Raw genomic sequence first — 24,526 nt, 5'->3', positions numbered from 1 at the left:
ACGAAGTGAAACGAAGAGCCCTGCGTTGAGGATTTGAAGCAGGGAGCAACGCGGCGCGTTGCGAATGAGGTTCACAATCCCCTCCACCGGCTTACGTTTTCAGCAAACTAACTCGTCGAGCATCCCGTGTGCGCGACCGCTCGCGAGCGAACGAATGTGAGCAACTGAGGGAGTTGGACGAGCCGAAGACGAGGTCACGCAAACCGGAGCGACGCCTGCTAGAACGTCAGCCGTTCGAGCAGCCGCTGTGCGAACGTCGGCTGTCGGGAGTCGTGCGGGTAGACGGTGATTGTCGTACACCGCGGGGGCGTGCCGGCCGGTCGGTCGGTGAACAGGGCGCTCCGAACACCCCGTTCGGGGCCGCGGCGGACCACTACGTCCGGGTCCTGCGACCAGCCGCCGTCGGCCCGCAGCGGCTCCGAGCGAACCGACACGGAGAGCAGTTCCGAGAGCTCGGCCTGGTACTCCCCGACCGTCCGTTTGTGCTGGTCGGTCATCTTCGGAGTGGCGGGCTGTCGGAGCAGCACGTCGCCCCCGCTGGCGGCGGCGACGGCTTCTGCGACTCCGACCGCTCGCGGCGGGTACGGCCCGCCGTCGCCGGCGAGGACGACCCGTTCGGGGTTGTCGTAACCGAGGTTGTCGACCAAGAGGACGTCGCAGGGCGCGTGGCGAACGACCCAGTCGATGGGGTCACCGAACAGCCGCGAGCGGAGTCGGAGCGGCTCGTGTTCGGCCACGACGGTGTCGACCCCGCGACCGTCCGCGAAGTTGACGACCGCGCGTTTCGTGTCGTGGCTCACGATTTCGTCGGCCTCGATGTCGACCCCCAGCTCCGCCGAGAGCGCCTCGATTCGCGCCTCGTACGAGATGTCGGTCGACGACTGCGCCGCGGCGTCTTCGGTGAGCGGGACTTGGTCGGGAACCTCCTCGAAGCGGACGACGACGACGCGGCCGTCGTCGGGGCGAACGAGGTCCGCGGCGACGGCGACGAGCGACCGTTCGCGTTCGTCGTCGAGGTCCTTCGTGAGCGCGACGAGGACCTCACGGGGGGTCTCGTGCATCGCCGACGCCGTTCGGGTGAGCGCGCTCTGTCCGACTTGCCGGCGAACGGCGTCCGTGACGACGCCTTCGCGGCTCACCCGCGACCGGGCGTACAGCACGTACCAGACGACGCTCCCGAGCGTGATGGCGACGGCCCCGAGCAGGGCGGTCGAGCCCATCTGCGTCAACAGGAGCGCCGCGGTGACGACGCCGAACACCTGCACCCACGGGTACAGCGGCGAGGTGAACTCGGGCTCGTACTCCGCGTTCCCCTCGCGGAAGGCGACGACGGCCACGTTGATGAGGCCGAACACCAGAATCTGGAAGGCGCTCGCGAGCTTTGCGATATCGAGAATCGGGACGAACGCGATGAGCACCAACAGCACCGCGCCGGTGAGGGTAATCGAGGCGACGGGCGTCCCGAACCGCTCGCTCACGGCCGAGAACGACGGCGGCGCGAGCTTGTCCCGGCTCATGGCGAAGGGGTACCGCGACGAGGAGAGCACGCCCGCGTTGGCCGTCGAGACGAGCGCGAGGATGGCCGCGAGGATGACCACGACCACGCCGAACTGGCCGAGCGTCGACTCGGCGGCGACCGCCATCGGCGTGAGCGACCCGGCGACGCTTCCGGGGTCCGTCACGCCGACGAGCACCGCCACGATAGCGACGTACAGCACCGTGGTGAACGCGAGCGACCCGAGGATGCCGAGCGGGATGTTCCGGCCGGGGTTCTCGACTTCCTCGGCGATGCTCGCGACCTTCGTCACGCCGGCGTAGGAGACGAACACGAGGCCGGTCGCGGCGAGGAGCCCGCCGATACCGGCGTCGAAGAAGCCGGCGTAGTTGGCCTGCTCGACGCTGGGCGCGCTCCCGGCGGCGAACCAGCCGAGCGCGGCCAGCATGACGACGACGATGGCGACCTGCAAACGGCCCGTCTGCTTCGCGCCGACGACGTTGACGAGTATCAACACGGCCGCGAGTCCCAACGCGACGGGCTGGAGCGGGAGGTCGAACAGGAGAAGCAGATACGGGACGCCGCCGACGAGCGCGAGCGCGCCCTTGAACGACAGGGAGAACCACGTGCCGACGCCGGCGACGGTTCCGAGCAACGGCCCCATCCCCCGCTCGATGTAGATGTACGTCCCGCCGGCTTTGGGCATGGCGGTCGCCATCTCGGACTTCGACAGGGCGGCGGGCACGACGAGCAGGCCCGCGAGGGCGTAGGCGACTATCACCGCCGGACCGGCGACTTCGAGCGCCAGCGCGGGCAGGATGAAGATGCCGCTGCCGATCATCGCACCGATGCTGATGGCGAAGACGGACGGCAGTCCGAGGTCGCGCTCTAACTCCTTCATACGGCTCCCGCGAGCGTGCCCGACAGGACGGAGGTCGCACAGACCGGCTGGTGGCCGGCCTCGGCGAACAGCTCGAAGCGGTCCGGCGTGTTGACCAACACGACGACGTGCTCGACGTCGAATCGGGCGCGAACGAGCTGTGCGATGAGCAGGTTCCGGCTGTCCGACGCCGTGGCCACGACGACCGTCGACGCGGACGAGACATCGGCTTCCGTCAGGGTCCGGACGTCCGCCGGGTCGCCGCGAACCCCGTCGGTGTCCGAACGGTCGTGAAACTCGTCGACCACGCGGACGGCGCGGCCGTCCGCTCGCAAGTGCCGGGCGACGGCGGAGCCGAGGTGCGCGCCACCCAAGACGTAGTACGTGCGCTGTTCACAGTCCGTGAGTCGCTCGTCTGCGACGGAGTGATTCGACGTCATGTGTGCTGAATGTGGTGGGCCGGAGTTGGCTCCGACCGTGCGTACATCCCCGTTGGTGACGGAAGTGCTTAAACTAGCGTGTTATTTTGACGAGTCGTCAAAGGAAATTCCTAAAATACATAATCCGTCATTATATTCTGGGTCGTCGGTCAACTCGTCGGGGGTCGGCTGTCGAACACGGACACGACGCATGGAACAGACTCATAGTCGCACCGCGTCCAGAGTAGCCCACGCATGAAAGACGGCGAGTTAGACTCGATAGACAGGCGCATCCTCTACTACCTCCAGCAGGACGCCCGAGGAACGTCGTCCAGCGACATCGCGGAGAAACTCGGTCTCTCGTCGAGCACCGTCAGAACGCGACTCAACAGACTCGAAGACACCGGCATCGTCCGCGGCTACCACGTCGACATCGACTACGACCTCGCGGGCTACCCGCTCTACACGAAGATCATCTGTACCGCGCCCGTCCCGGAGCGCTCCGCGTTGGCGAATCGGGCGCGCGACGTCCACGGCGTGACCGCGGTTCGAGAGATAATGACCGGCGAGCGGAACGTGTACGTCAACGCCATCGGGACGGACCACGACGACCTCAATCGCATCAGCGAGGAACTGGATGGGCTCGGCCTCGACATCGTCGACGAACAGCTCATCCGCGACGAGTTCGTCTGCCCGTATCACGGGTTTCTCGACGAGGACGGCGCTGACCAGTAGGCGACCAGTATCTCGCGGTTGGCGACGACGCGACGGCGAGCGGGCCCGGAGCGCTCAGAACCCGATGTGCGACGTCGAACTGGGGATGTCGTCGTCGTCGCCGTCGTCGCCGTCCTCGTCCTCGCCCGCCGCGCCAGCGGAGAGATAGGTGTACTCGTCGTCGGTCAGGAAGACGCCGCCGTCGGTGACCGCGATGTCCACGTCTGGCAGGCTGGTGCCCGCCGCCTCGCCGTTTTCGCACGCGCCGGAACAGGTGTCGAACATCGACCCGTGTTTCGGGCAGATAATCTCGCCGTCGCGCACCGCCGCGCCGGTCCCCCGGTCGAACCGCTGGTTCTCGTGGGTGCAGGTGTTCGGCCACGCTTCGATACCCGGCTCGTCGTCGCACCGAACGAGAATGAGTTCCGTTGGCCGCGAGTACGCGTCCTCCGCGGTGAACAGATACGACCCGTTTTCGGGGACCTCGTCTACGGCCGCGACTCGGGTTCCATCGACCATCGGCCACAGCTATCGACCGAGCGGAAAAGTAGCTATCGACGACGCCGCGGCTGGCCCCGCACGGGGGACGAACGCCGCATCGATGCCGATTACGCCGAGACGAAGCGGTCCCACACCGCCCGACAGTCGTTACAGAGGAACCCCGTGAACTCGTCTACCGCGTGTTTCCGGACCGTCGTGTCTCGTCCGCACCGTTCACACCACATACTCACTCGTTCGGGAGACTGTCGTATTGTTATGAAGCTCATAGTCGCTGACTCGACGCTCGCGCGATTCGGAGCGAGAGCCCGAACCGGCGAGCGACCGGCTCAGTCGTTCTCGTCGAGGTTCACGCCGCAGACGCCCGCCTCGTCGCCCATCTTCTCCACGCCGGGAGCGAACCGACCCAACTCCCACGCGGGGTCGTGGCCGGTCTCGGCGCGGTGTTCTTCGATTCGGAGGCGCGCGTCAGCGAGCTTCGAAAAGCGCTCTTCGAGCCCGCACGTCGGACAAGCGACCGTCGCACGAGGGGTCGACATCACTCGAAGGGAACACGCCAGTCGAGATAGTTCCGTCGGGTCAGTCCGCGGAGGACGGCGAAAAAAGCGGTCGCTTGCGCACGGCGGTCAGCCCATGACGAGGCTCATCCACCGGTTGCGCCGCACGAACTCCATGTTTTCGAGGTAGGCGTCGACGCCGAGGATGCGGCCCGCGCCGAACGCGCCGAGACCGAACAACAGCACCGCGTAGACGATGTGGTCGTCGACGACCCAGCCGTGAGCCAGCGGGAGTCCGGCGAGGATGCCGCCTTCGAGCGCCGCCGCCCAGTAGAACAGCATCATGACCGCACCCCAGAAGGCGCTGAAGCGGACGAACGCGCCGAGGATGAGCGCCAGTCCGGCCAGCGTCAACCCCCACATGTTCAGCATGTCGATGAGGGGGCTGCCGGCCATCGAACTCCACAGCCCCATGAGGGGGTTCCCCTCGGGAATCGCGTTGGCGAGGTAGCCCGCCGCAGTCCAGTTGTTCGAGGGGTCTGAATCCAGGTAGGTGACGAGCTTCGTGATACCGCCTTGGAACAGCGTCCACCCCATTACCACTCTGAGCAGGAACAGCGAGTAGCCCACCCAGCGCTCCGAGTAGTCGAACCGCACCGCTTGTCCGAACAGTTCCGTCTCTAGTGTACGACTATCTGTTGACATACGGAGGAAATATTTTCCGGCAAACTACAATAGTGTGTTGGGTAATCTCACGCAATGGGTATCCGTCGTTCCGCCGAGGGTCACGCCGCTTATCACCGACGGCGACAGAACACGGACATGCTCACGTTCATCGGACTCGGCCTGTACGACGAGCGCTCCGTCACCGTCGAAGGGCGGGAGGCGCTCGCGGACGCCGACCGGGCGTTCGCGGAGTTCTACACGAGCCACCTCGTCGGCGCGACCGTCGAGGAACTCGAAGCCTACCACGACATCGACATCGAGGTCCGCGACCGCGCCGGCGTCGAACAGGACCCCGAGCCGATACTCGACGCCGCGGAAGACGAACACGTCGTGTTCCTCACCGCCGGCGATACGATGATTTCGACCACGCACGTCGACCTGCGACTCCGCGCCGAAGACCGCGGCATCGAGACGCGCCTCATCCACGGCGTGACCGCCCAGTCCGCGGCCAGCGGCCTGACCGGACTCCAGAACTACCGCTTCGGGAAGGCCGTCACGCTCCCGTTCCCGTACGTCCACGGCGGCGACCCCGTGCCGAAGAGCGTCGTCGACTCGCTCGAAGCGAACCGCGACCTCGGCTTGCACACGCTCGTCTACCTCGACATCAAGGTCGACTGGGAGGGCCGCCGCGGCGTCGAGGTCGACGGCGACCAGTACATGACCGCCGACTACGCGGCGGAGCTGTTCGCCGAACACTGGGACGCCGACGCCCTCGGCGTGGCCGTCTGCCGGGCCGGAAGTCCGGACCCCGTCGTCGCCGCGGACCGCCTCTCGGCGCTCGCGGAACGCGACTTCGGCGCCCCGCTCCACATGCTCGTCATCCCCGGCGAGGTCCACCACGTCGAAGCCGACGCGCTCTCGGCGCTCGGCGGCGCGCCCGAAGAACTGTTCGACGACGAAAACTGAACGTCACTCCGACGGCGTAATCAGTCGAGCCCTAACTCGTTTCTGAGGTCGTACTCGTCGCCGGTCACCATGTAGAGCACGTCCTCGATGACCGTGAGGAGTTCCGGCACTTCGTGGACGACGAGGTAGGTGACTCCCACGAGCGCGACGACCGCGAGCGCCTGACTGATGATGCGGTCGGAGATGAAAAACGACACCATGTACGGGTCCGACGAGCCGAAGAGGAACAGAATCTCGTCGACGAACAGGTGGAAGTACTGCTTGCCGACCGAGATGGCGATGAACGTCGTCCGAAGCAGGTTCAGCGCGTAGATGATGGGAACGGCGATGGCGAGCCCGCGGAGTTTCCGGCCCATCGGCGCGTCGACGGCGGCGATGAGGCCGGCGAAGATGGCGATGCTCCCGAGGCCGGTGCAGGCGAGGACGACCGAGATTTCGAGTCGGTGCGAGCCCTGCATCCACAGGAACGTGTTCAGATAGCCCTGATCACCGACAATCATCTGCGGCGTGTAGCCGAGCGATTCGATGAGAAAGCGCGTCTGCGCCGCGACGGTCTCCATGAGGACGCCGCGGGGCGCGGGGACGGTCGCCCCGAGAAGGGTAAACGCCGGAATCGTCTCGAACGGGAGGTAGACGACGCCCATGGCGGCGACGGCGCGCGAGAGGACGAACAGCGTGTCACGGCCGTTGTAGAGGAGCCAGCCGGCGTAGAGCGACGCCGGGACGGCCGCGATGGTCAACAGCCCCTCGATGTAGCTCTTGTGGACGAGCGTGAAATGCGGGATGAGTTGGAGCCAGAAGAGCGCGAACAACACCCACGCGGCAGTCATCACCCGCCGGCCGAGTTCGCGGTCTCGCCCGTTTGCGACCGCGCCGGCGACGAAGGTTCCGATGACCACCCACGCGAGGATGTCGGAGAGGAGACCGGGCATACGTATTGGATGCGGTGGACCGATTAAATCCCTTGCCGTTCCGGACGCCGACTGCCGGTGCGAGCCGGCGGTCCGAATCCGCAGTGCCGCCGCTGTCTCGACAGTCGAGAGCGACGAGAAAACGAGACGCCCGGGGCGTCAGACTCGACGCGGGTTACTCCGGCGACTCGAAGTCGGCCGGGATGACCTCGATTTCGTGGCCGTCGGGGTCCTTCGTGAACGCGAACATGTCGTCGCAGGACTCGGGGTCGCGGTAGTCTTCGGCCTCGCGCTCCATGAGCGTCTCCCAGTAGTCGTGGAGGTCGTCGGCGCTGACGGCGAGGTGGCCCCACGCGTCGCCCATCTCGTAGCTCCGGCCGTCGTAGTTGTAGGTGAGTTCGACGGCCATCGCCTCCTCGGCCGCGCCCTCGGGCTTCATGAAGTAGTTCGCGAAGGTGTCGGACTCCCAGCGACCGGTGTGTTCGTAGCCGAACTTGCGGGTCCAGAAGCCGAGCGCCTCGTCGGCGTCCTCGACGCGAATCATCGTGTGGTCGAGGCTCCACTTCGCGCCGTGGTCGCGCTTGACGATTTCGACCTCGTGGCCGTCGGGGTCCTTGACGAACGCGTAGCGACCGCCGCAGGACTCGGGGTCGCGGTAGTCCTCGACGCCCTCGTCCATCAGCTGCTGGTAGGAGGATTCGAGTTCGTCCTCGGGGACGCGGACCGCGATGTGGCCCCACGCGTCGCCCATCTCGTAGGTGTTGTCGCCGTGGTTGTAGGTGAGTTCGAGAACCGCGCCCTCCTCGTGGAGGTCCTCGGGGCCGAGGTAGACGTTGGTGAACGTGTCGGCCTCCCAGCGACCCTTCTCCTCGTAGCCGAGATGGGTCGTGTACCAGTCGAGCGACTCCTCGAGGTCTTCGACGCGAATCATCACGTGGTCGAGGGTTCCGGACATACCCGAGTGATGTGTCGCGCCGGCGAAAAACGTACCGAACGCGGAAGCCACCGTCGATGGTTGCCACACGCCGTCTACGGGAGTTTTCGGCCCGTTACGAGATACATAAGTACCACCCGAAGTTACGATTCGGCAGTGTTCCCGGTCCCCAACCCCGTTCGCCTCCTCATCCTCGGCATCGGGCTCGCGCTCGCCCGTCTCGGTCTCCTCGACCGCGAGCGCGCCGTCCGCATCGCCGACCTCTCGTGGCCCCGCGTCGTCACCGGTCTCGCCCGGATGTCGAAGAACGCCGTCGACGTGGCGATGGTGGGTATCGCCTCGGGGACCGTCGCCATCACCGGCGTCGGGTTCGCCGGGCCGTACTGGGGGCTCGCCTTCGCACTCGGCGGCGGTATCGCCGGCGGAACCATCGCGCTCGTCTCCCAGCGGTTCGGCGCGGACGCGATTGACGAACTGGGGCTCGCGGTGCGGTCGAGCGCGCTCTTGACCGTCGTCGCCACGCTCCCGGTCACGGCCGTCTTCTGGCTGTTCCCTACCGAACTCATCTCCGTGCTGAGCAGCGACCAAGGGGCCATCGAACTCGGCGCGGCGTACCTCCGAATCGTCGGCCTCGGCGTCCCCTTCGCCGGTCTGAACCTCATCGGGAGCCGCGTTCTCGTCGGCAGCGACGACGCCTACACCGCGATGACGCTCCGTGCGAGCGGTGCGGTCATCAACATCGTTCTCAACGCGGTGCTCATCTTCGGTCTCGACCTCGGCGTGGAGGGGGCGGCGCTCGGAACCGTCCTCTCGAACGTCGTCGTCACCGGCGCGTTCGCGGTCGGTCTGTCGCGGGGGTCGCTCCCCGGCGTGGGCGCGTTCCCCGTCGTCGTCGACCCGTTCGGCCCCTTCCTCGACACCGAGACGATACGCGACCTCGTCAAAATCGGCGTCCCCGTCATGGGTCGGAGCCTCGTCTGGACGGTCGCGGAGTTCCCGATGCTCGCCATCCTCGACAGCTTCGGACCCGACGTGGTCGCGGCGTTCGTCATCGCCCGCCGCATCTGGGGGCTCATGAACACCCCCGGCTGGGGCTTCGGGCTGGCGTCGTCGAGCCTCGTCGGGCAGGCGCTCGGCAAGGACGACGAACAGACCGCCGAGGCCTACGGCAACGAGGTCATCCGGTTCGCCGTCGCCACGTACCTCGTCTCGGCGGCGCTCGTGGCGATATTCGCCCGCCCCATCGTCCTCGGGTTCGTCGATAACCCGGCTGACCCGGCGGTCCCCATCGCCATCGACCTCGTCTACGTCGCCTGTATCGCCGTCATCTTACAGGGCGTCTCCGGCGGCTCCGCGGGCCCGCTCGACGCCAGCGGCGACACCCGCTGGACGTTCGGCAGCCAGTTCGTCGGGATGTTCCTCGGGTCGATTCCGCTCACCTACATCGGCTCTATCACCTCGCTCGGACTCACCGGGCTCTACTTGGCGTTCCTCGCCGAGACGACGATTCCGGCGGTACTGAACTACTACCGGTTCAAAACCGGGACGTGGAAGGTAGTGAGTCGGGGCTACCGACCGAAGACGGCCGCAGACGACTAAGCGAGAGGAGAGCGGACGCGTCGTTCGGTTTTGTGTGTTGCGCTCAGCGCGAGGAGCCGTCGGCGTCGCGCTCGTTCGCGCGTGACCAGTACAAGAACCCCGCCACGGCCCACAAGAGAACGGTCCCGACCGGCCACGCGGTTCGACCGGGTTGGACCGAAAAGCCGCGGGCGACCTCCAACTGGGTCACGCCGGCGAGGGCGAGCCCGGCCGCGGTGAGCCGAACGTCCTCGCGGCCGAACAGGACGCCCGAGAGCGCGCTTCCGAGCGCGACGAGGTAACAGGCGACGCCGACCGGCCAGACGAGGATGTAGTCCGGAAGTCCCATCGTAAAGCGCAGGAAGAAGTCGGTGATGGTCGTCACGCTCCCCGTCGCGGAGCCGACGAGCCCCCACGGGAACAGGAGCGTGGCGCTCCCGGTGGTGAACGTCTGGACGGACCACGGGACGAGACCGAGGACGAAGACGAGGAGTAGCCGGAGGCGGCGACGCGCGGGCGACCGCGACGCCGACCGGGACGCCGAGTCGGTCGTCACCGCTGGGCGATGATGCGGAGCACGTCCTCGTCGGCGAGGACGTGGTCGCGGCCGACCTGCTGGTCGTCGTGTTTCGCGCTCGGCCCCGAGACGCGGGCGAACCGGAACCGCTCGTCGAGTTTGGCACCGAGTTCGTGGATGGCGTCGTCGATGGTGTCGCCCTCCCGGAGGACGAGCGGTTCGTCGTAGTCGACGCCGCGGCCGGGTTTGTCCATGTAGATGCGGATGAGACCGAGCGCGTCCCAAATCTCCTCTTTGAGCGCGTCGAGGCCCTTCTCGGCCTCGGCGCTGATGAACGTCACCTCGTCGGGGTCGAGCCCGACTTCGCGGAGGTTCTCCTCGACCGTCGGGAGGTAGTCCTTGTCGATGAGGTCGGCCTTGTTGACGGCGACGATAGACGGCAGGTACACCCGGTTTTTCATGATGCCGTCGACGAGTTCGTCGATGGTCGTCTCGCCGCGCAGCGTCACCTCGGCGTTGACGAAGCCGTGCTCGCGGAGGATGCCCTTGATGGTCTCCTCTTCGAGGTCGACGCTGTCGCTTTTGGTGACGTTGATGCCGCCTTTCCCCTTCTTGTTGATAGAGAGGTTCGGCGGCGACGTGTCGAGCCGAATCTTGTTGTTGTAAAGCTCCTGTTGCAGTCGCTCGTAGCGCTCGATTTCGAACACCGAGAGCATGAACACGACGAGGTCGGCGGTGCGGACGACAGAGAGGACCTCCTTGCCGCCGCCGCGGCCGCCAGCGGCCCCTTCGATGAGGCCCGGCACGTCGAGTATCTGGATGTTCGCGCCCTTGTACTTCAGCATCCCCGGGTTGACGTTGAGCGTCGTGAACTCGTACTCGCCGGTCTCGCTGTCGGCGTTGGTGAGCGCGTTGATGAGCGTCGATTTGCCGACGCTCGGGAAGCCGACGAGCGCGACCGTCGCGTCGCCGGTCTTCTCGACGGCGTACCCTTGGCCGCCGCCGGCCGAACTCTGGTTTTCGAGTTTCTCTTTCAGTTCCGCGAGTTTCGCCTTCAGCCGACCGATGTGCGCCTCGGTCGACTTGTTGTACGGCGTGTTAGATATCTCCTCGCGGATATCTTCGATCTCCTCCTCCAGTCCCATCGTCAACAGTTCCGCCGCGTCCGTCGAAAAACCCTTTCCTTCCGCGCGGCGGATTCCGCCGGGCCGACGCGTCGGATATCGTGGCGGTCGCGCGTACGCGGGAAAACAAGTATCGGCACGGTTATACACGACCCCTTCGACCGCCCGATGAACACCGATGCCCGACCCCCGGACGCTTCGCGACAGCACGCAAATCGTGCTCCCCTGCGACCTCTTGGAGAGCGTGCGCGACGACCTCGAAGCGGAGTTCGTCGTCTCCGTCCACCGAGCGGACGGAGAGACGTGCCGGATTATCGGAAGCCCCGTCGAGATTCGCGCAGTCAGCGACTTCCTCGCCCGACAGGGTATCTCTCTCCGCTAGTCTCGGTTCCGAAGGGCTTGTTACCACACAGTCCAACGGACGCGTATGGACGAAGCGCCGGGACTCTCCGACCAGTACCGCACGGCCAGTCCGTGGCCCGTGTTCATCGCGCTCGGGATACCCATCTCCGAGTTGGGTCTGCTGTTTGGCCTGTTTCCACTCGCCGTCGGCGGGCTGCTCCTGTTCGGCGGGAGCGTCGTCGGCATCCTCAAGGAGTCCGGCTACGTCACCTCGACGATTCGCGCAGTCACCGCGCTTGCGGTCGTCTTCCTCGCGTTCGGCGCGGGGCTCGCGTTCACCGACATCGCCCTCGTGACCCGGGGCTACGCGGTCATCGCGGCCGCGATTCTGCTGGCGGTCGGCGGCGTCGTCTTCGAACTGTTCGTCCGCGAACAGCGACAGACGTTCTGACCGCCGCGGGCGACCCACGGGTGACCCCGCGGCCGTTCCCACTCCCCACAGTCGGACGAGAAACCAACAATCTATTTGAACGGCGTCCCCGAGTGTCTCGATATGGCAACCAAGACGTTCGACAAGGACACCATCCTCGACCTCACGGTCAACATGGTTCCGCTGGCCATCATCCTGTTTTTCGTGGTGGCGTTCACCTTCGTCAATCCGTTTGGGTTCGAATCGCTCACCTCGGGGCTCCAGTACACGCTCCTCATCGCGCCGTTCGTGCTCCTCGCGGCGCTCACCTACCTCTCGGGGAAGGCCATCGCCGGCTCCGAGAAGGAAGGCACCGTCTACGCGCCGGGTCGGGCGACGGTCCCCGGTGCGAAGCCGCTTCACGAAGAAGAGAGCGAGGGAGCGGCCGAACTCGAAGAATCGCCGGCTGACGACGCCGTCGAAGCCGCGGACGAGACGGCTTAAAGCACCTCGAATCGCAGGGCGGTCCCGAATCTTTCATTACCCTGCACTACTCAGGCACTTCCATGGAGGTTAACGGACAGTTAGCACTGACGGTGCTCATGGGGGTCTTCCTCATCGCCGTCGCCGCGTGGCTCGCGCGGGTCGAAGACTGGCGGTCGTACACTCCGCTCGCGGGCGGAGGGACGGTCGGTGGTACCGCAGAGCAGTACGTCTCGGAGGAGAAACCATCCGGGGTCATCCGTTGGTTGACGACGGTCGACCACAAGGACATCGGGATGCTCTACGGCGCATACGCGCTCGTCGCGTTCGCCGTGGGGGGTCTCATGGTCGTCCTGATGCGGATTGAACTGGCGGACCCGTCGATGACGCTTATCTCGAACACGTTCTACAACTCGTTGCTCACAAGCCACGGGATTACGATGCTGTTCCTGTTCGGGACGCCCATCATCGCCGCGTTCTCGAACTACTTTATCCCGCTTCTCATCGGCGCGGACGACATGGCGTTCCCGCGTATCAACGCCATCGCGTTCTGGCTTCTGCCGCCGGCGGCGCTGCTCATCTGGGCCGGGTTCTTCCCCATCCCGGACGTCATCCCGGCGCAGACCGCGTGGACGATGTACACGCCGCTTTCGGCCGGTGTCGGCTCCGGCAACCAGATGAACGCCGGCGTCGACCTGATGCTCCTCGGCCTGCACCTCTCGGGTGTCTCGGCCACGATGGGCGCGATTAACTTCATCGCGACCATCTTCACGGAGCGCGACGAGAAGGTGTCGTGGGCGAACCTCGACATCTTCTCGTGGACGATTCTCACCCAGTCCGGACTCATCCTCTTCGCGTTCCCGCTTCTCGGCAGCGCCATCGCGATGCTGCTTCTCGACCGGAACTTCGGCACGATGTTCTTCTCGGTCGACGGCGGCGCGATTCTCTGGCAGCACCTGTTTTGGTTCTTCGGCCACCCCGAAGTGTACATCCTCGTGTTGCCCCCGATGGGCATCGTGAGCCTCGTCCTCCCGCGCTTTGCGGGCCGTCGGCTCTTCGGGTTCAAGTTCGTCGTCTACTCCACGCTCGCCATCGGCGTCCTCTCGTTCGGCGTCTGGGCGCACCACATGTTCGCGACGGGTATCGACCCCCGGCTTCGCGCCTCGTTCATGGCCGTCTCGCTGGCCATCGCGATACCGAGCGCCGTGAAGACGTTCAACTGGATCACGACGATGTGGAACGGGAAGATTCGCCTCACGACGCCGATGCTGTTCTGTATCGGCTTCGTCTCGAACTTCATCATCGGCGGCGTGACGGGCGTCTTCCTCGCGTCGATTCCGGTGGACCTCGTGCTCCACGACACCTACTACGTCGTCGGGCACTTCCACTACATCGTCATGGGGGCCATCGCCTTCGCCGGCTTCGCCGGGCTCTACTACTGGTTCCCCATCTACACCGGCCGGATGTACCAGGTCACGCTCGGCAAGTGGCACTTCTGGCTCTCGATGGTCGGGACGAACCTGACGTTCTTCGCGATGATTCTGCTCGGCTACGGCGGTATGCCGCGTCGCTACGCGACCTACCTGCCGCAGTTCGCGACGCTCCATCAGGTCGCGACGGTCGGCGCGCTCATCCTGCTCGTCGGCCAGATGATATTCGTCTGGAACTTCGTCCAGTCGTGGCTCGAAGGTCGCAAGGTCGAAGACGGCGACCCGTGGGACCTCGCCGACGACGACCTCACCACCGCCGAGTGGACCTGGTTCGAGCGCAAACTGGAGACGGCCGTCACCGACGGCGGCGAAGACGAGACCGAACTCGCCACCGACGGCGGGCAGACGGTCGACGACGCGGACGCGGACGCGAACTCCGCTGACGACGCGTAATCGACGCCGCTCGCCGGCGGTTCGGGTTATTTTTTCGGACGCTGTTTTCGAGAGCGAGAGCGAACGCGCGCGACGACGCCGACTGTCCGTGCTCGCAGACGGGGTGTCGTTCGATGCAATCCGTATTCGAGCGCTCGCCAGCGCCGCCGCTCGCGGGCGACGGGAGTCACGACTGGAGAGAAGCGGCCGCTCTCGGCGGCGGCGACGCGGAAAAGCGGCGGGGGCTCAGACGACGAGGAGGATGCCCGTCGCGAACATCAGTATCGCGATGGCCCCGAGCACGAGTCCGAGGATATCGGTATCCGACATACTCCGACCTTAGCGCGTGCGGCAAAAGGTGCATCGGTACGCCGGGGCCGCCGACCCGACGTGCCGAACGGAAACCCTAACAGCGTCCGCTCCCGAACGTCGGCCGTGAGTTCGAACGTCGGCGGTCATCGCTTCGTCCTCGGGTTGTACGCCGCCCTCGTCGCCGTCGCCGGAGTCGCGGGCTACCTCACCGGGACGTTCGTCTCGGATCTCAGCGCGCCCCGGTTTCTCTTCTTGGTGCCGTTTCCACCGACGCCGGCCGGCTTCGCGGCCTACGGCGCGCTGACCATCGCACTCGTCCTCGGCGTCCCGCTCGCGCTCGTCGTCTACGTCTCGGCCGGCCTCGACGACGCGGCCTAATTCAGCATTATCGTTCAGCACAAATACTAAGCCCGACGACCGGGACGTGATAGTATGTACCACGTGGTAATCGGTGTCGATGACGACGCGGAACACGCGCTCGCGTGCGTCGAAGAGGTCGCGAAACTCCCCGGCGAACCCGACGAGAAGGAAGTGACGCTCGTCCACAGTTTCACCGACAACCCGAGCGGGGCGTCGGCGACGCAGATTCACTCGGTCCGGGAGGCCGGCGAGTTCCTCGAAGACCGCGGTATCGAGTACGACGTCAACGAGTCGTCGGGCGACCCCGCGGAGGTCATCATCGAGTTCGCAGACGAGGAGGACGCGGACCTCATCGTCACCGCCGGGCGGAAGCGCTCGCCCGCGGGCAAGGCGCTGTTCGGGAGCGTCACGCAGACGGTGATTCTGAACTCCGACCGCCCCGTCATGGTGACGGGGTCGACGAAGCGGAAACGCTAGTACACCCGGTCGAGGACGGCCGCGACCTCAGCGGGGGTCTGGCGGCCGGACGCTCGTTCTCGCAGTTCGCCGTCACGAACGCACAGGAGCGTCGGCGCAGAGTCGACGTCGAAGCGCCGACAGAACTCGTCGGCCGCCTCGCCGTCGACCCCCGCGGCCGCGACCCCGTCTGGGACGCGGTCGAGGATGGCGTCGAGGTCCGCTTTCATCGCGTCGCAGGGCTCACAGAAGCGTCGCCACACGAGGACGACGGCGTCCGGGTGCGCTGCAAGGTACGATTCGAAGGAGTCGTCGTCGAGTTCGTCGAGGGCGTCCGGCACCGGCGACGACGGGGTTATCTCGACGAGCAGGCCCGCCATGACCAGAAGGAGGTCCTGGCCGACCGGCGCGTCGAGGAACGACTTGGCCGCGAGATAGGCCACCACGTCGGCTCTGGTGACGCCGAACTCGTCGAGTCGCGCCTCGACGTTCTCGGGGGCGACGCCGAAGAGCTCGGAGACGGTCCGGTGGAACTCCTCGGTCGAGACCGCCCCGTAGATGTCGTGGTAGACGGCGAGCGTCTTCTCGAACTCCGCCGTGGTCGAGAGCGTTCCGTCGGGCGCTTCGTCGACCGCGCCGGCGGCGATGAGCGTTTCGAGCGCGGTCTCGGGGTCGGCGTCGATGTCGGTCGCAGCCATCGTCAGACCCCCAGATACCGCTCGCGAGTCTCGTCGTCCTCGCGGAGTTCCTCGGCGGTCCCGTCGAAGACGATGCCCCCTTGGTCGATGACGTACGCGCGGTCCGCGAGCTTGATGGCCGCCGCGGCGTTCTGCTCGACGAGCAGGATGGTCGTGCCCGCGTCGCTGATGCGCTCGACCGCGTCCTCAACGTCCTCGATAATCTTCGGCGCGAGCCCCTCGTAGGGCTCGTCGAGGAGCAGCAGGTCCGTGTTCTGCTTCAGGGCGCGCGCGATGGCGAGCATCTGCTGTTCGCCGCCCGAAAGCGTCCCCGCGCGCTGGTCTCGCCGCTCGTCCAGTCGGGGGAACTGGTCGTAGACCTCCTCGGTCGACATCCCCTTGTGGCCGAACGACAGCGACCGGCCGAAGGTGTTCGACTTGTTGTTGACGACCTCCGCGAGGTGGAGGTTCTCGGCGACGGAGAGGTTCGGGAAGATGCGCCGCTCCTCGGGCACCAGCGAGATGCCCCGGACCGACACGTCTTCGGCGGGGACGCCCGTGATGTCGTCGTCTTTGAACCGGATAGTGCCCTCTCGTACTTCGGGCGGCGTCGCGCCGGCGATACACCGGAGCGTGGTGGTCTTGCCCGCGCCGTTGCGGCCGAGGAGCGCGCATATCTCGCCTTCCTCGACGCTCATCGAGAGGTCGCGGATGATGTGGCTCTCGCCGTAGTAGGCGTCGATGGCGTCGATTTCGAGGAGGCTCATAGCTCGACACCCCCGAGGTAGGCCTCTTGGACGGCTTCGTTACCCCGAATCTCGTCGGGGGTCCCCTCGGCAATGATGCCGCCGCGGCTGAGGACGACGATGCGGTCTGAGATGCTGAAGACGATTTCCATGTCGTGTTCGACGAGGACGAACGTGAGGCCGTGGTCGCGTTTGACCTGCTCGATGAGGTCGACCGTCGACTTCGTCTCCTCGGGAGACATGCCGGCGGTCGGTTCGTCCATGAGGAGCAGGTCGGGCTCGCTCGCGAGTGCGATACCGATTTCGAGGCGACGCTTGTCGCCGTAGGGGAGGTCGGTCGCGATAGTGTCCGCGCGGTCCAACAGCCCGACCGAGTCGAGCGTGTCGCGGGCGACGCCGTGTACGTCCGTGAGGCTGTCGCGATGTCTCAGGAACTCGAAGCCGAACGCACCGCGCTCGGCCGCCAGCGCCGCGATTTCGGCGTTCTCCCTGACGGTGAGGTCGGGGAAGATGGAAGCGGTCTGGAACGACTTCGAGACGCCGCGTTGGACCACCTGGTGCGGTTCGAGGCCGACGATTGACTCGCCTTTGAAGCGGATGTCGCCGCTGGTGGGGTCGAGCCGTCGCGTGATGAGGTTGATGAGCGTCGACTTCCCCGCGCCGTTGGGTCCGATGATGGAGACGCGCTCGTCCTCCTCGACGGTGAGGTTCACGTCGTCGGTGGCGACGAGGCCGCCGAACTCCTTGACGAGGTTCTCGGTTTCGAGGAGCGTCATCGACCGTCACCCCCGTTTCCGACGCGCGAGCGGACGCGGTTCGCCGCCCTCGAACCGAGGTCGACCGCGAGTTCGCGGAGGCGGGTCAGGATGCCCCACAGGCCGTCGGGGACAACCCAGACGACCACGACGAAGACGAGGCCCAAGAGCAGGTGCCAGTAGAACCCGAAGTCCCGGACGAGCACGATGCCCGTGAAGGGAATCGTCAGCGCCTGGATGGTGCTGACGATGTTCTCGATGTAGAGGTACAGCCCCACGCCGAGAACCGGCCCGAACATCGAGCCCGCGCCGCCGAGGACGGTCATGACGACGATGTCGCCCGACTCCGTCCAGAACAGCGACTGGAGGGGGACGTACGCCCCGTGGATGGTAAAGAGGCTCCCGGCGATGCCGGCGAACGCGCCAGAGATGATGAACGCCATGAGCTTGTAGCGCCAGACGTTGAGGCCGACGAACTCGGCGCGCTGTTCGTTCTCGCGGATGGCGCGGAACACCATCCCGTACGGGGAGTTGAGGATGCGGTAGGCGACCGCGACCGCGCCGACGAAGAAAGCGCCGACGAAGGCGTACAGCCACGTCCCGAGGAGCATCCCGCCGACGGACGGGATGTCGGCTTCGAGGTGGATGACGCCGAGGAAACTGCCGACCTCGACGCCGGTCAGGCCGTTTTCGCCGTTGGTCAGAAACGCCAGCGGCGACGCGGCCATGTAGTAGAACATCTGGGCGAACGCCAGCGTCAGGATGGAGAAGTAGATGCCGCCGCGGCGGAGCGACAGGAAGCCGAGCACCCACGCGAGCAACACGGCGAACAGCGTCCCCGAGACGACCATCACGATGGGGTCGCCGCTGACGTTCTTGGCGACGATGCCGGCGGCGTACGCCGCGCCACCCCAGAAGGCCGCGTGGCCGAACGAGAGCAGCCCGGTGTAGCCGAGAAGCAGGTCGAAGCCGATGGCGAAGATGCCCCAGATGAGGATGAGCGTCGCGAGGCTCTGGTAGCCCTGTAAAACCCCCGAGACGACGGGGGCACGGGCGAAGATGTACGGGAACACCGCGACGAGGATGGCCGTGATGCCGACGACCGTCCCCTCGCGGCCGCGGAGTTTCTCCCAACGACCGAACAGACTGCCGCCGACGAGCGCGTCTTTGGCGCTCGGGTTGGCGTCCTTCTCGCTCATGGGGCCACCTCCTCGTCGCCGAGCAGACCCTGCGGTCGCGTCAGGAGGACGATGGCCGCGATGGCGTACAGGCCGACCTGCGACCACGCGGGCGCGAAGGAGACGAGCGCGGCGGTCGTGAGACCGAAGACGATGCCGCCGACGACAGCGCCGGCGATGCTGCCGACCCCGCCGATGACGACCGTCAGGAACGCCGGGACGAGGATGTTCGTCCCGATAGTCGGGTTGACGACGTTCAGCGGGCCGCCGACGACGCCCGCCACCCCGGCGAGCGCCGCGCCGATGCCGAAGACGACGATGTACGGGCGGGTGATTTTGATGCCGAGGAGTCGGACCATCTCGGCGTCGCGGGTCCCGGCGCGGACGACGAGACCGAAGTCGGTGTACTCGACGAGCAGGTACACGAGCGCCACGAGGACGGCCGTGATGCCGATGACCCAGAGCCGCCACTGCGGGAAGTTACCGACGATGGGCAGCGCAATCGGGCCGGAGACGGGAATGCCGGCGAACGAGCCGACAGAGAGGATTCGCTCGGGCTGTTCGAACGGCAGGCTGTTGCTGCCGAACAGGACGCGAAACAGCTCCTGAACGACGATTGCGAGGCCGAACGTGACGAGAATCTGGTCGGTGTCGGGGCGGTCGTAGAACGCCCGCGCGAGGTACCGCTCCATCAGCAGTCCGACGCCGAAGACGAAAAGCGGGACGAAAAGCAGGGCGGCCAGAAAGCCGATATCGAGCCCGAAGCTCGAAAAGCCCCACTCCGCTAGCTTCCCGTTCGAAAGCGGCACGTTCAGCGCGACGAACAGCCCCGCGTAGGTGCCGACGAGGTACAGCGCGCCGTGCGCGAAGTTGACGAACTTGAGCGTCCCGAGGATGATGGAGAGACCGACCGCCAAGAGGACGTAGATGGCCCCCTGCTGAAGTCCGTTGAGCAGGATGACGAGCACGTCCGACAGAAGACTCATCGACCACCACCCCTCCGGCTATTCGAGGCATGAACTACCATGGGTATGCTAATCTTACTCATTTACGTGTGCGTGGTTGTCTGCGATTAACTTTCATTAAGATAACGGTGGGGAGAGTGGCTACTCGTAGGACCCGAGTTCACACTCGGCCGCTGGTCCGGCGTCGCACGCGTAGCCGAGGTCGTCGCGGCTGGTGATGTTGACGATGTTGAAGTACGTCCCCTCGCTCTGTTCGGAGCCGGGAAGCCCCTGGACGACCGGCACGTCGCGCTGTGCCTGGTGGTCGCAGCCGCGCATCGTCTCCGCGCCCATGCCGATGTTGTCGTACTCGTAGTCTTCGAGCTGCCTGATGACCTCCGGCGGGTAGAAGGTGCCCGCGCGCTCGACGGCGGCGGCGTACTGGAGCGTCTGTGCGTACGCCAACTGCGCGGGGCCCGAGGGCGTCCGGTCGTACTCGTCACGGAACGCCTGCGTGAACTCCTGCGACGGCGTGTTATCTATCTGCGAGTCCCACGCGACGGTGCCGTAGATGCCCTCTATCGCGCCGCCGGCCGCCTCCGCCATCGGGCGGTTGTACAGCGGAACGATGATTTCCATGTCCTCGTCGATGCCGGCGTCGATGGCCTGCTGCATGGAGTTCGCGCCGTCGAGCCCGTAGTGGTTCAAGATGAGCACGTCCGCGCCCGAGCTCTGGGCCTCCGAGAGGTACGTCGAGTAGTCGGAGGTGCCGAGCGGGGTCGCGACCGACTCCACCTGCTCCCAGCCGGCCACGTCGGTCATGAACTGCTCCATCGACGCCTGCTGGGTCTGGCCCCAGCTGTAATCGGCGTAGAGCTGATAAAACTGCAAACCCTCGCCGTAGGCGTCGCGGACGACCGGCGCGAGCGCCTGTCCGGTCATGTAGGCGTTGAACATCTCCCGGAAGGAGTAGCGGACGCAGTCCTTTCCGGTGGTGTCGTTCGAGTGCGTCAGACAGCACATGAACATGACTTTCTCGTTTTGACACAGCCCTTGGACCGCGATGGCGACCGCCGAGGACGAGCCGCCCGAAATCATAATCGCGTCGTCGCGCTGAATCATCCCCGAGGCGGACTGTCGCGCCTGGTCCGCGTCCGTGGCCGTGTCCCCGTCCACGTGGTCGATGGTGTAGCCGAGCACGCCGTCGCCGGAGAGGTCGTCGAACTGCGAGTCGACCCAACCGCCGCCCTCGTTGAGGTGCTTCACCGCGAGCTGATAGGCTCGAAGCTCGTCTTCACCCTCCGAGGCGTACGGTCCCGACTGCGGGACGTTGAATCCGAACGTGGCCGTGTCGCCCTCGATGGGGAAGTTGCCCAACGCCGGGTAGTCGTCGCCACCGCCGCCACCATCACCGCCGCCGCCGTCGCTACCGCCGCCACCATCACCGCCGCCGCCGTCGCCACCGCCGGTACACCCCGCCAGCCCTGCCAAGCCAGCGGTTCCGACAGCACCAGTCGCCTTCAACACATCTCGCCTATTGAGCGGCTTGCTATCCCGTGCCATAGACACATCGGCGGATACATCGTTAATAATAGTTATGTATTGATTCCCTAATATCTGTGTAATCAATCATTATAGATTGGTGGGCTCTACAACATGATATAAGGTGTCCGTCGTCCCGACCGGCGGTCGGCTCCCGCAGTGCCCACTCCGCGTCGCGGGACGTGTCACTGGCGCAAAATACGGGCCGGTGTCGGACTCGCCCCGCACAGTCGTTCGCCCCGTCAGGCATCGAGAGCGACGAGTCCGCCGTGCAGTCCGTCTCGTCGCGACGCACGCCGCACCAATCTCACCGCGTCGGAACCGACGTGAGCGGCGCGAACGGCCGGCCGACAACTATCAGAATACTAGATATATATCCCCGGATAGCGCCGTTTCAGCGCCGTTTCCGCGCGTTCGTTGACCAGTTAATCTCGTACCGTCGTGAATGTTCGATTTATAACTAACCCCGGAACGCGCGAACACCGATGCAGCCACGCCCGTGGCACCACTATGACAGACGACACGAACGACGGATTCAGACCGACTCGGCGCTCCGTGCTCCGACTCGGCGCGATGTCGGCGCTCGGCATCGGTATCGGCATCCCCGCGGTTTCCGGCTCGGTGGCGGCGACCATGTGTCCCAAGACACCCGGCTACTGGGCGAACAACCCGGATTACAGCAGTCCCACCGACAACTGGGCGGTCCTCGGTCCGAACGGTGACACGAACTACGCCCTCCGCGGCGTCACGATGACCCACGACGAGTGGCGCGAGTTCCTCGTCGCGCCCACGAAGGGCGACAAGGCGAACATCATGGCGAAACACTACCTCGCAATCGTCCTCAACCTCCGGAACAGACCGGGCGACGACCCGGGCTGCACGAGCGACGGTGCGACCATCCAGTACGGCGACTACGCGGGCTACACCATCGAAGAGGTCAAAAACATGGCCGGAAACTGGCTCGGTAACTCCGCGTGGTCGAACGGCGGCAAGCAAAAGAGCTGGTACGTCTCCGTCGGCGGCGACATGGTCGACGGCGAGCCGCTCAAAGACACCCTCGACGCGTTCAACAACGACCCCGGGTCGCTCGGCCTCGACTGCCCCTGCAACGACCGCTGAACCGTCCCCTCCTCGAAACGAGACGCCGCGGCCGCGGTTAGGAGCCTGCTACCGGCCGAAACGCGAGCTTAACGCGGTCGTTGCTATCCTTCTCCCACCATCCGCCCTTCGTCTTCCCACTCGCGCTCGCGCAGTTCGTACTTCTGAATCTTCCCGGTCGCGGTCTTCGGCAGTTCGGTGACGAACTCGACTTCCTTCGGCACTTTGTACGTCGCGATGCGCTCCCGACAGAACGCGATGAGCGCCTCGGCGGTGACGCCCGGCGCGTCGGGGTCGCCGCTCGTCGGCACGACGAACGCCTTCGGCGACTCGCCCCACTCGTCGGACGGGACGGGGATGACCGCCACGTCTGCGACCTCGTCGTGGTCGAACAGCGTGTCCTCCAGTTCGATGCTGGAGATGTTCTCGCCGCCGGAGATGATGATGTCCTTCTTGCGGTCCTGAATGCTGATGAAGCCGTTCTCGTCGACGACCGCGAGGTCGCCCATGTGGTAGTAGCCCTCCAGCCGCGCCGAGAAGGCCTCCTCGGTCTCCTCGGGTTTGTTCCAGTACTTCTCCATCACCTGATTGCCCGCGACGACGATTTCGCCGACGGACTGCTCGTCTCTCGGCACGTCGTTTCCGTCCTCGTCGACGACGCGAACGTCGGTGCCGAGGTAGCCGATGCCCTGTTTCTTCTTCACGCCGAAGCGGTCGTCGCCGTCCGTCAGGTAGCGCCCGGCCTCCGAGGTCGTGATGAGCGGGCCGGTCTCGGTGGCCCCGTAGACGTGCATGAGCCGCCAGCCGAACTCGTCTTCGACGGTCCGAATCGTCGCCTCCGGCGGGGCCGCGCCCGCGGTCGCCGCCCGGACGGGGCTCGCGCCGGTCGTCTCGACGCCCCCCTCCTCGCGGTAGTGTTTCATCAGGATGTTCAGCACCGTCGGGGCGGCGCAGAGATACGACACGTCCTCGTCGCGGATGGCGTCCAACACGGCCTCAGCCTCCACCCCGCGGGTGCAGACGTGCTTCGCGCCGTGGCCGGTAATCGCGTAGATGTGGCCCCAGCCGTTGACGTGGAACATCGGGAGCGTCCAGAGATACACGTCGTCGTCCGCGATGTCCTGATGCATCGAGATGAGGTAGGCGTGAATCGTCTCGGCGCGATGAGTGCGGCAGACGCCTTTCGGGTCGCCGGTCGTCCCCGACGTGTAGTTGATGGTGATGATGTCGTCTTCGTCCATCTCTGGGCGCTCGTAGTCGGTCGACTCCGCGACCAGTTCGTCGAAGTCGAGCCACTCCCCGTCGGTCGATTCGGCGGCCTTCTCGGGGTCGTTCGTGACGAAAATCTCAGCGGGAATCTCGTCGCGGACCGCGTCTATCTTCTCGGCGAAGGCGTAGTCGGCGTAGACGGCCGTCACGCCCGCGTCGTTCAGCACGTACTCGAAGTCCGCGGGGACGAGCCGGTAGTTCAGCGGCATGTGGACCGCACCCAACTGCATCGACCCGTAGGCGGCTTCGAGGTGGTAGTGCGTGTTGGGGTCGAGCACCGCGACACGGTCGCCCTTCTCGACGCCGCGGGACTGGAGCGCCGCCGAGAAGCCGTCGGCGCGCTCCCCGAGTTCGTCGTATGTAAAGCGCTCGCCGGTCGTCGCCACGACCGCCTCCTCGTCCCCGTAGTACCGCCGCGCGCGGTCGAGGAACTCCGTCACCAGGAGTGGTTTCTTCATACGCGGTATCCTTCACTAACGTTCAAAATAAATGTGCGGGCTGCTACCGCGGTGCGCATCGTTGAGAACAATTCGCACACCGAGTGACAATAGCCCACGACTCGGGCCGCGGGAGACTATATTACTACACAAACTATGCAGGAAAATACCTTATTCGTGGAGTTCGTAGCGCGCGTATGGCACTTTCGGACTACACCGGACGCTCGCCGACGGGCCGGGACGAGACCATCGTCCGCGTCGTCCCCCATCGGCTGTGGCGGCCGGGCGACGAGCGAATCGAACCGTGTACGTACAGCGGCGAGCAGATTCGGCTCTCCGAGAAGCATCTCCTCGCCGTGGTCGAACGCGACGGCGTCCGCGAGCGGCGCTACTTCCGCGACGAGTCGTCGCTGTCGGCGTGGTTGGAAGAAAATCCGCGATAGAGCAGGGCCGACGG

27 protein-coding genes are annotated in these 24,526 nt (G+C 65.7%); 11 read left to right on the top strand and 16 right to left on the bottom strand.

Annotated features, from left to right (window positions below; all coding sequences use genetic code 11):
• Window positions 1–218: 218 nt before the first annotated feature.
• A complete protein-coding gene (locus DEQ67_RS04710; RefSeq protein WP_008605846.1) occupies window positions 219–2,396 on the bottom strand; it encodes an amino acid permease in 2,178 nt (725 codons plus the stop codon).
• Window positions 2,393–2,815 (bottom strand): NAD(P)-binding protein, encoded by a 423-nt coding sequence (locus tag DEQ67_RS04705; protein WP_115860211.1) that lies wholly within the window; start codon window positions 2,813–2,815, stop codon window positions 2,393–2,395. The genes DEQ67_RS04710 and DEQ67_RS04705 overlap by 4 nt, the downstream gene beginning before the upstream one ends.
• Before the next feature lie 234 nt (window positions 2,816–3,049).
• On the opposite strand from DEQ67_RS04705, the gene DEQ67_RS04700 reads away from it, so the two are divergent.
• Window positions 3,050–3,529, top strand: a complete 480-nt coding sequence (locus DEQ67_RS04700; RefSeq protein WP_006600528.1) for an Lrp/AsnC family transcriptional regulator — start codon at window positions 3,050–3,052, stop codon at window positions 3,527–3,529.
• A gap of 54 nt (window positions 3,530–3,583) precedes the next feature.
• On the opposite strand, the gene DEQ67_RS04695 is transcribed toward DEQ67_RS04700, so the two are convergent.
• From DEQ67_RS04695 to DEQ67_RS04685, 3 genes are all read right to left on the bottom strand, one after another.
• Window positions 3,584–4,027, bottom strand: a complete 444-nt coding sequence (locus DEQ67_RS04695; protein WP_004064228.1) for a Rieske (2Fe-2S) protein — start codon at window positions 4,025–4,027, stop codon at window positions 3,584–3,586.
• Window positions 4,028–4,335: 308 nt separating this feature from the next.
• Entirely contained in the window at window positions 4,336–4,545 is a 210-nt protein-coding gene (locus tag DEQ67_RS04690) for a DUF7542 family protein (protein ID WP_004044021.1), read from the bottom strand.
• A gap of 87 nt (window positions 4,546–4,632) precedes the next feature.
• Complete coding sequence (locus tag DEQ67_RS04685; RefSeq protein ID WP_049921758.1) at window positions 4,633–5,208, bottom strand: DoxX family protein; 576 nt, start codon at window positions 5,206–5,208, stop codon at window positions 4,633–4,635.
• 117 nt (window positions 5,209–5,325) lie between these two features.
• Between DEQ67_RS04685 and dph5 the strand changes: the two genes are divergently transcribed.
• Window positions 5,326–6,135: a diphthine synthase gene (gene dph5, locus DEQ67_RS04680; protein WP_115802335.1), complete on the top strand. Its 810-nt coding sequence runs from the start codon at window positions 5,326–5,328 to the stop codon at window positions 6,133–6,135.
• A 20-nt stretch (window positions 6,136–6,155) separates the two neighbouring features.
• Here dph5 and artA read toward each other — a convergent pair whose 3' ends face one another.
• Together artA and DEQ67_RS04670 are read right to left on the bottom strand one after the other, a co-directional pair.
• Complete coding sequence (gene artA / locus DEQ67_RS04675) at window positions 6,156–7,067, bottom strand: archaeosortase A (protein WP_004064249.1); 912 nt, start codon at window positions 7,065–7,067, stop codon at window positions 6,156–6,158.
• 154 nt (window positions 7,068–7,221) lie between these two features.
• Window positions 7,222–8,001 (bottom strand): VOC family protein, encoded by a 780-nt coding sequence (locus DEQ67_RS04670; RefSeq protein WP_004064251.1) that lies wholly within the window; start codon window positions 7,999–8,001, stop codon window positions 7,222–7,224.
• Between the two features lie 135 nt (window positions 8,002–8,136).
• Here DEQ67_RS04670 and DEQ67_RS04665 point away from each other — a divergent pair, with 135 nt between their 5' ends.
• Window positions 8,137–9,579, top strand: coding sequence for an MATE family efflux transporter (locus DEQ67_RS04665; protein WP_004064253.1), 1,443 nt, complete (start codon window positions 8,137–8,139; stop codon window positions 9,577–9,579).
• A 43-nt stretch (window positions 9,580–9,622) separates the two neighbouring features.
• Here the strand turns inward: DEQ67_RS04665 and DEQ67_RS04660 are convergent, their stop codons facing one another.
• Window positions 9,623–10,114, bottom strand: coding sequence for a TIGR04206 family protein (locus tag DEQ67_RS04660; protein ID WP_115802334.1), 492 nt, complete (start codon window positions 10,112–10,114; stop codon window positions 9,623–9,625).
• Window positions 10,111–11,220 carry an OBG GTPase family GTP-binding protein gene (locus DEQ67_RS04655; protein WP_004064256.1) on the bottom strand — a complete coding sequence of 370 codons (1,110 nt, stop codon included), beginning with the start codon at window positions 11,218–11,220 and terminating at the stop codon, window positions 10,111–10,113. The genes DEQ67_RS04660 and DEQ67_RS04655 overlap by 4 nt, the downstream gene beginning before the upstream one ends.
• A gap of 157 nt (window positions 11,221–11,377) precedes the next feature.
• Here DEQ67_RS04655 and DEQ67_RS04650 point away from each other — a divergent pair, with 157 nt between their 5' ends.
• From DEQ67_RS04650 to DEQ67_RS04625, 6 genes are all read left to right on the top strand, one after another.
• Window positions 11,378–11,581 carry a hypothetical protein gene (locus DEQ67_RS04650; RefSeq protein WP_004044029.1) on the top strand — a complete coding sequence of 68 codons (204 nt, stop codon included), beginning with the start codon at window positions 11,378–11,380 and terminating at the stop codon, window positions 11,579–11,581.
• A 45-nt stretch (window positions 11,582–11,626) separates the two neighbouring features.
• Window positions 11,627–11,992, top strand: a complete 366-nt coding sequence (locus tag DEQ67_RS04645; protein WP_004064259.1) for a DUF7541 family protein — start codon at window positions 11,627–11,629, stop codon at window positions 11,990–11,992.
• Window positions 11,993–12,094: 102 nt separating this feature from the next.
• Window positions 12,095–12,454, top strand: a complete 360-nt coding sequence (locus tag DEQ67_RS04640) for a DUF6684 family protein (protein WP_004064260.1) — start codon at window positions 12,095–12,097, stop codon at window positions 12,452–12,454.
• A gap of 98 nt (window positions 12,455–12,552) precedes the next feature.
• Window positions 12,553–14,316 carry a cbb3-type cytochrome c oxidase subunit I gene (locus DEQ67_RS04635; protein WP_004064261.1) on the top strand — a complete coding sequence of 588 codons (1,764 nt, stop codon included), beginning with the start codon at window positions 12,553–12,555 and terminating at the stop codon, window positions 14,314–14,316.
• A gap of 414 nt (window positions 14,317–14,730) precedes the next feature.
• Window positions 14,731–14,985 carry a DUF7520 family protein gene (locus DEQ67_RS04630; RefSeq protein ID WP_115802332.1) on the top strand — a complete coding sequence of 85 codons (255 nt, stop codon included), beginning with the start codon at window positions 14,731–14,733 and terminating at the stop codon, window positions 14,983–14,985.
• 54 nt (window positions 14,986–15,039) lie between these two features.
• Window positions 15,040–15,444 carry a universal stress protein gene (locus tag DEQ67_RS04625; protein ID WP_004044034.1) on the top strand — a complete coding sequence of 135 codons (405 nt, stop codon included), beginning with the start codon at window positions 15,040–15,042 and terminating at the stop codon, window positions 15,442–15,444.
• Here DEQ67_RS04625 and DEQ67_RS04620 read toward each other — a convergent pair.
• From DEQ67_RS04620 to DEQ67_RS04595, 6 genes are all read right to left on the bottom strand, one after another.
• The gene (locus DEQ67_RS04620; protein WP_115860213.1) at window positions 15,441–16,121 is read right to left on the bottom strand and encodes a thioredoxin family protein; all 681 of its coding nucleotides are present in this window, start codon (window positions 16,119–16,121) and stop codon (window positions 15,441–15,443) included. The two genes, DEQ67_RS04625 and DEQ67_RS04620, sit on opposite strands and share 4 nt — an antisense overlap.
• A gap of 2 nt (window positions 16,122–16,123) precedes the next feature.
• Window positions 16,124–16,867 carry an ABC transporter ATP-binding protein gene (locus DEQ67_RS04615; protein ID WP_115802330.1) on the bottom strand — a complete coding sequence of 248 codons (744 nt, stop codon included), beginning with the start codon at window positions 16,865–16,867 and terminating at the stop codon, window positions 16,124–16,126.
• The gene (locus DEQ67_RS04610; protein ID WP_004064268.1) at window positions 16,864–17,622 is read right to left on the bottom strand and encodes an ABC transporter ATP-binding protein; all 759 of its coding nucleotides are present in this window, start codon (window positions 17,620–17,622) and stop codon (window positions 16,864–16,866) included. The genes DEQ67_RS04615 and DEQ67_RS04610 overlap by 4 nt, the downstream gene beginning before the upstream one ends.
• Entirely contained in the window at window positions 17,619–18,800 is a 1,182-nt protein-coding gene (locus DEQ67_RS04605; protein WP_004064270.1) for a branched-chain amino acid ABC transporter permease, read from the bottom strand. Before DEQ67_RS04605 ends, DEQ67_RS04610 begins: the two co-directional genes overlap by 4 nt.
• Entirely contained in the window at window positions 18,797–19,765 is a 969-nt protein-coding gene (locus DEQ67_RS04600) for a branched-chain amino acid ABC transporter permease (RefSeq protein WP_004044039.1), read from the bottom strand. The genes DEQ67_RS04605 and DEQ67_RS04600 overlap by 4 nt, the downstream gene beginning before the upstream one ends.
• A 120-nt stretch (window positions 19,766–19,885) precedes the next feature.
• Window positions 19,886–21,214 carry a substrate-binding protein gene (locus DEQ67_RS04595; protein ID WP_199505983.1) on the bottom strand — a complete coding sequence of 443 codons (1,329 nt, stop codon included), beginning with the start codon at window positions 21,212–21,214 and terminating at the stop codon, window positions 19,886–19,888.
• 561 nt (window positions 21,215–21,775) lie between these two features.
• On the opposite strand from DEQ67_RS04595, the gene DEQ67_RS04590 reads away from it, so the two are divergent.
• The gene (locus DEQ67_RS04590) at window positions 21,776–22,384 is read left to right on the top strand and encodes a Tat pathway signal protein (RefSeq protein WP_115802329.1); all 609 of its coding nucleotides are present in this window, start codon (window positions 21,776–21,778) and stop codon (window positions 22,382–22,384) included.
• 83 nt (window positions 22,385–22,467) lie between these two features.
• Here DEQ67_RS04590 and DEQ67_RS04585 read toward each other — a convergent pair whose 3' ends face one another.
• Window positions 22,468–24,090: a long-chain-fatty-acid--CoA ligase gene (locus tag DEQ67_RS04585; protein ID WP_006600532.1), complete on the bottom strand. Its 1,623-nt coding sequence runs from the start codon at window positions 24,088–24,090 to the stop codon at window positions 22,468–22,470.
• Window positions 24,091–24,266: 176 nt separating this feature from the next.
• Here DEQ67_RS04585 and DEQ67_RS04580 point away from each other — a divergent pair, with 176 nt between their 5' ends.
• Complete coding sequence (locus DEQ67_RS04580; protein WP_004044043.1) at window positions 24,267–24,512, top strand: hypothetical protein; 246 nt, start codon at window positions 24,267–24,269, stop codon at window positions 24,510–24,512.
• The last annotated feature ends 14 nt before the right edge of the window (window positions 24,513–24,526 follow it).

The organism is Haloferax sp. Atlit-48N (assembly GCF_003383015.2).
Lineage (GTDB): Archaea > Halobacteriota > Halobacteria > Halobacteriales > Haloferacaceae > Haloferax > Haloferax volcanii.
This window is presented reverse-complemented; position numbering and strand designations above follow the sequence as displayed.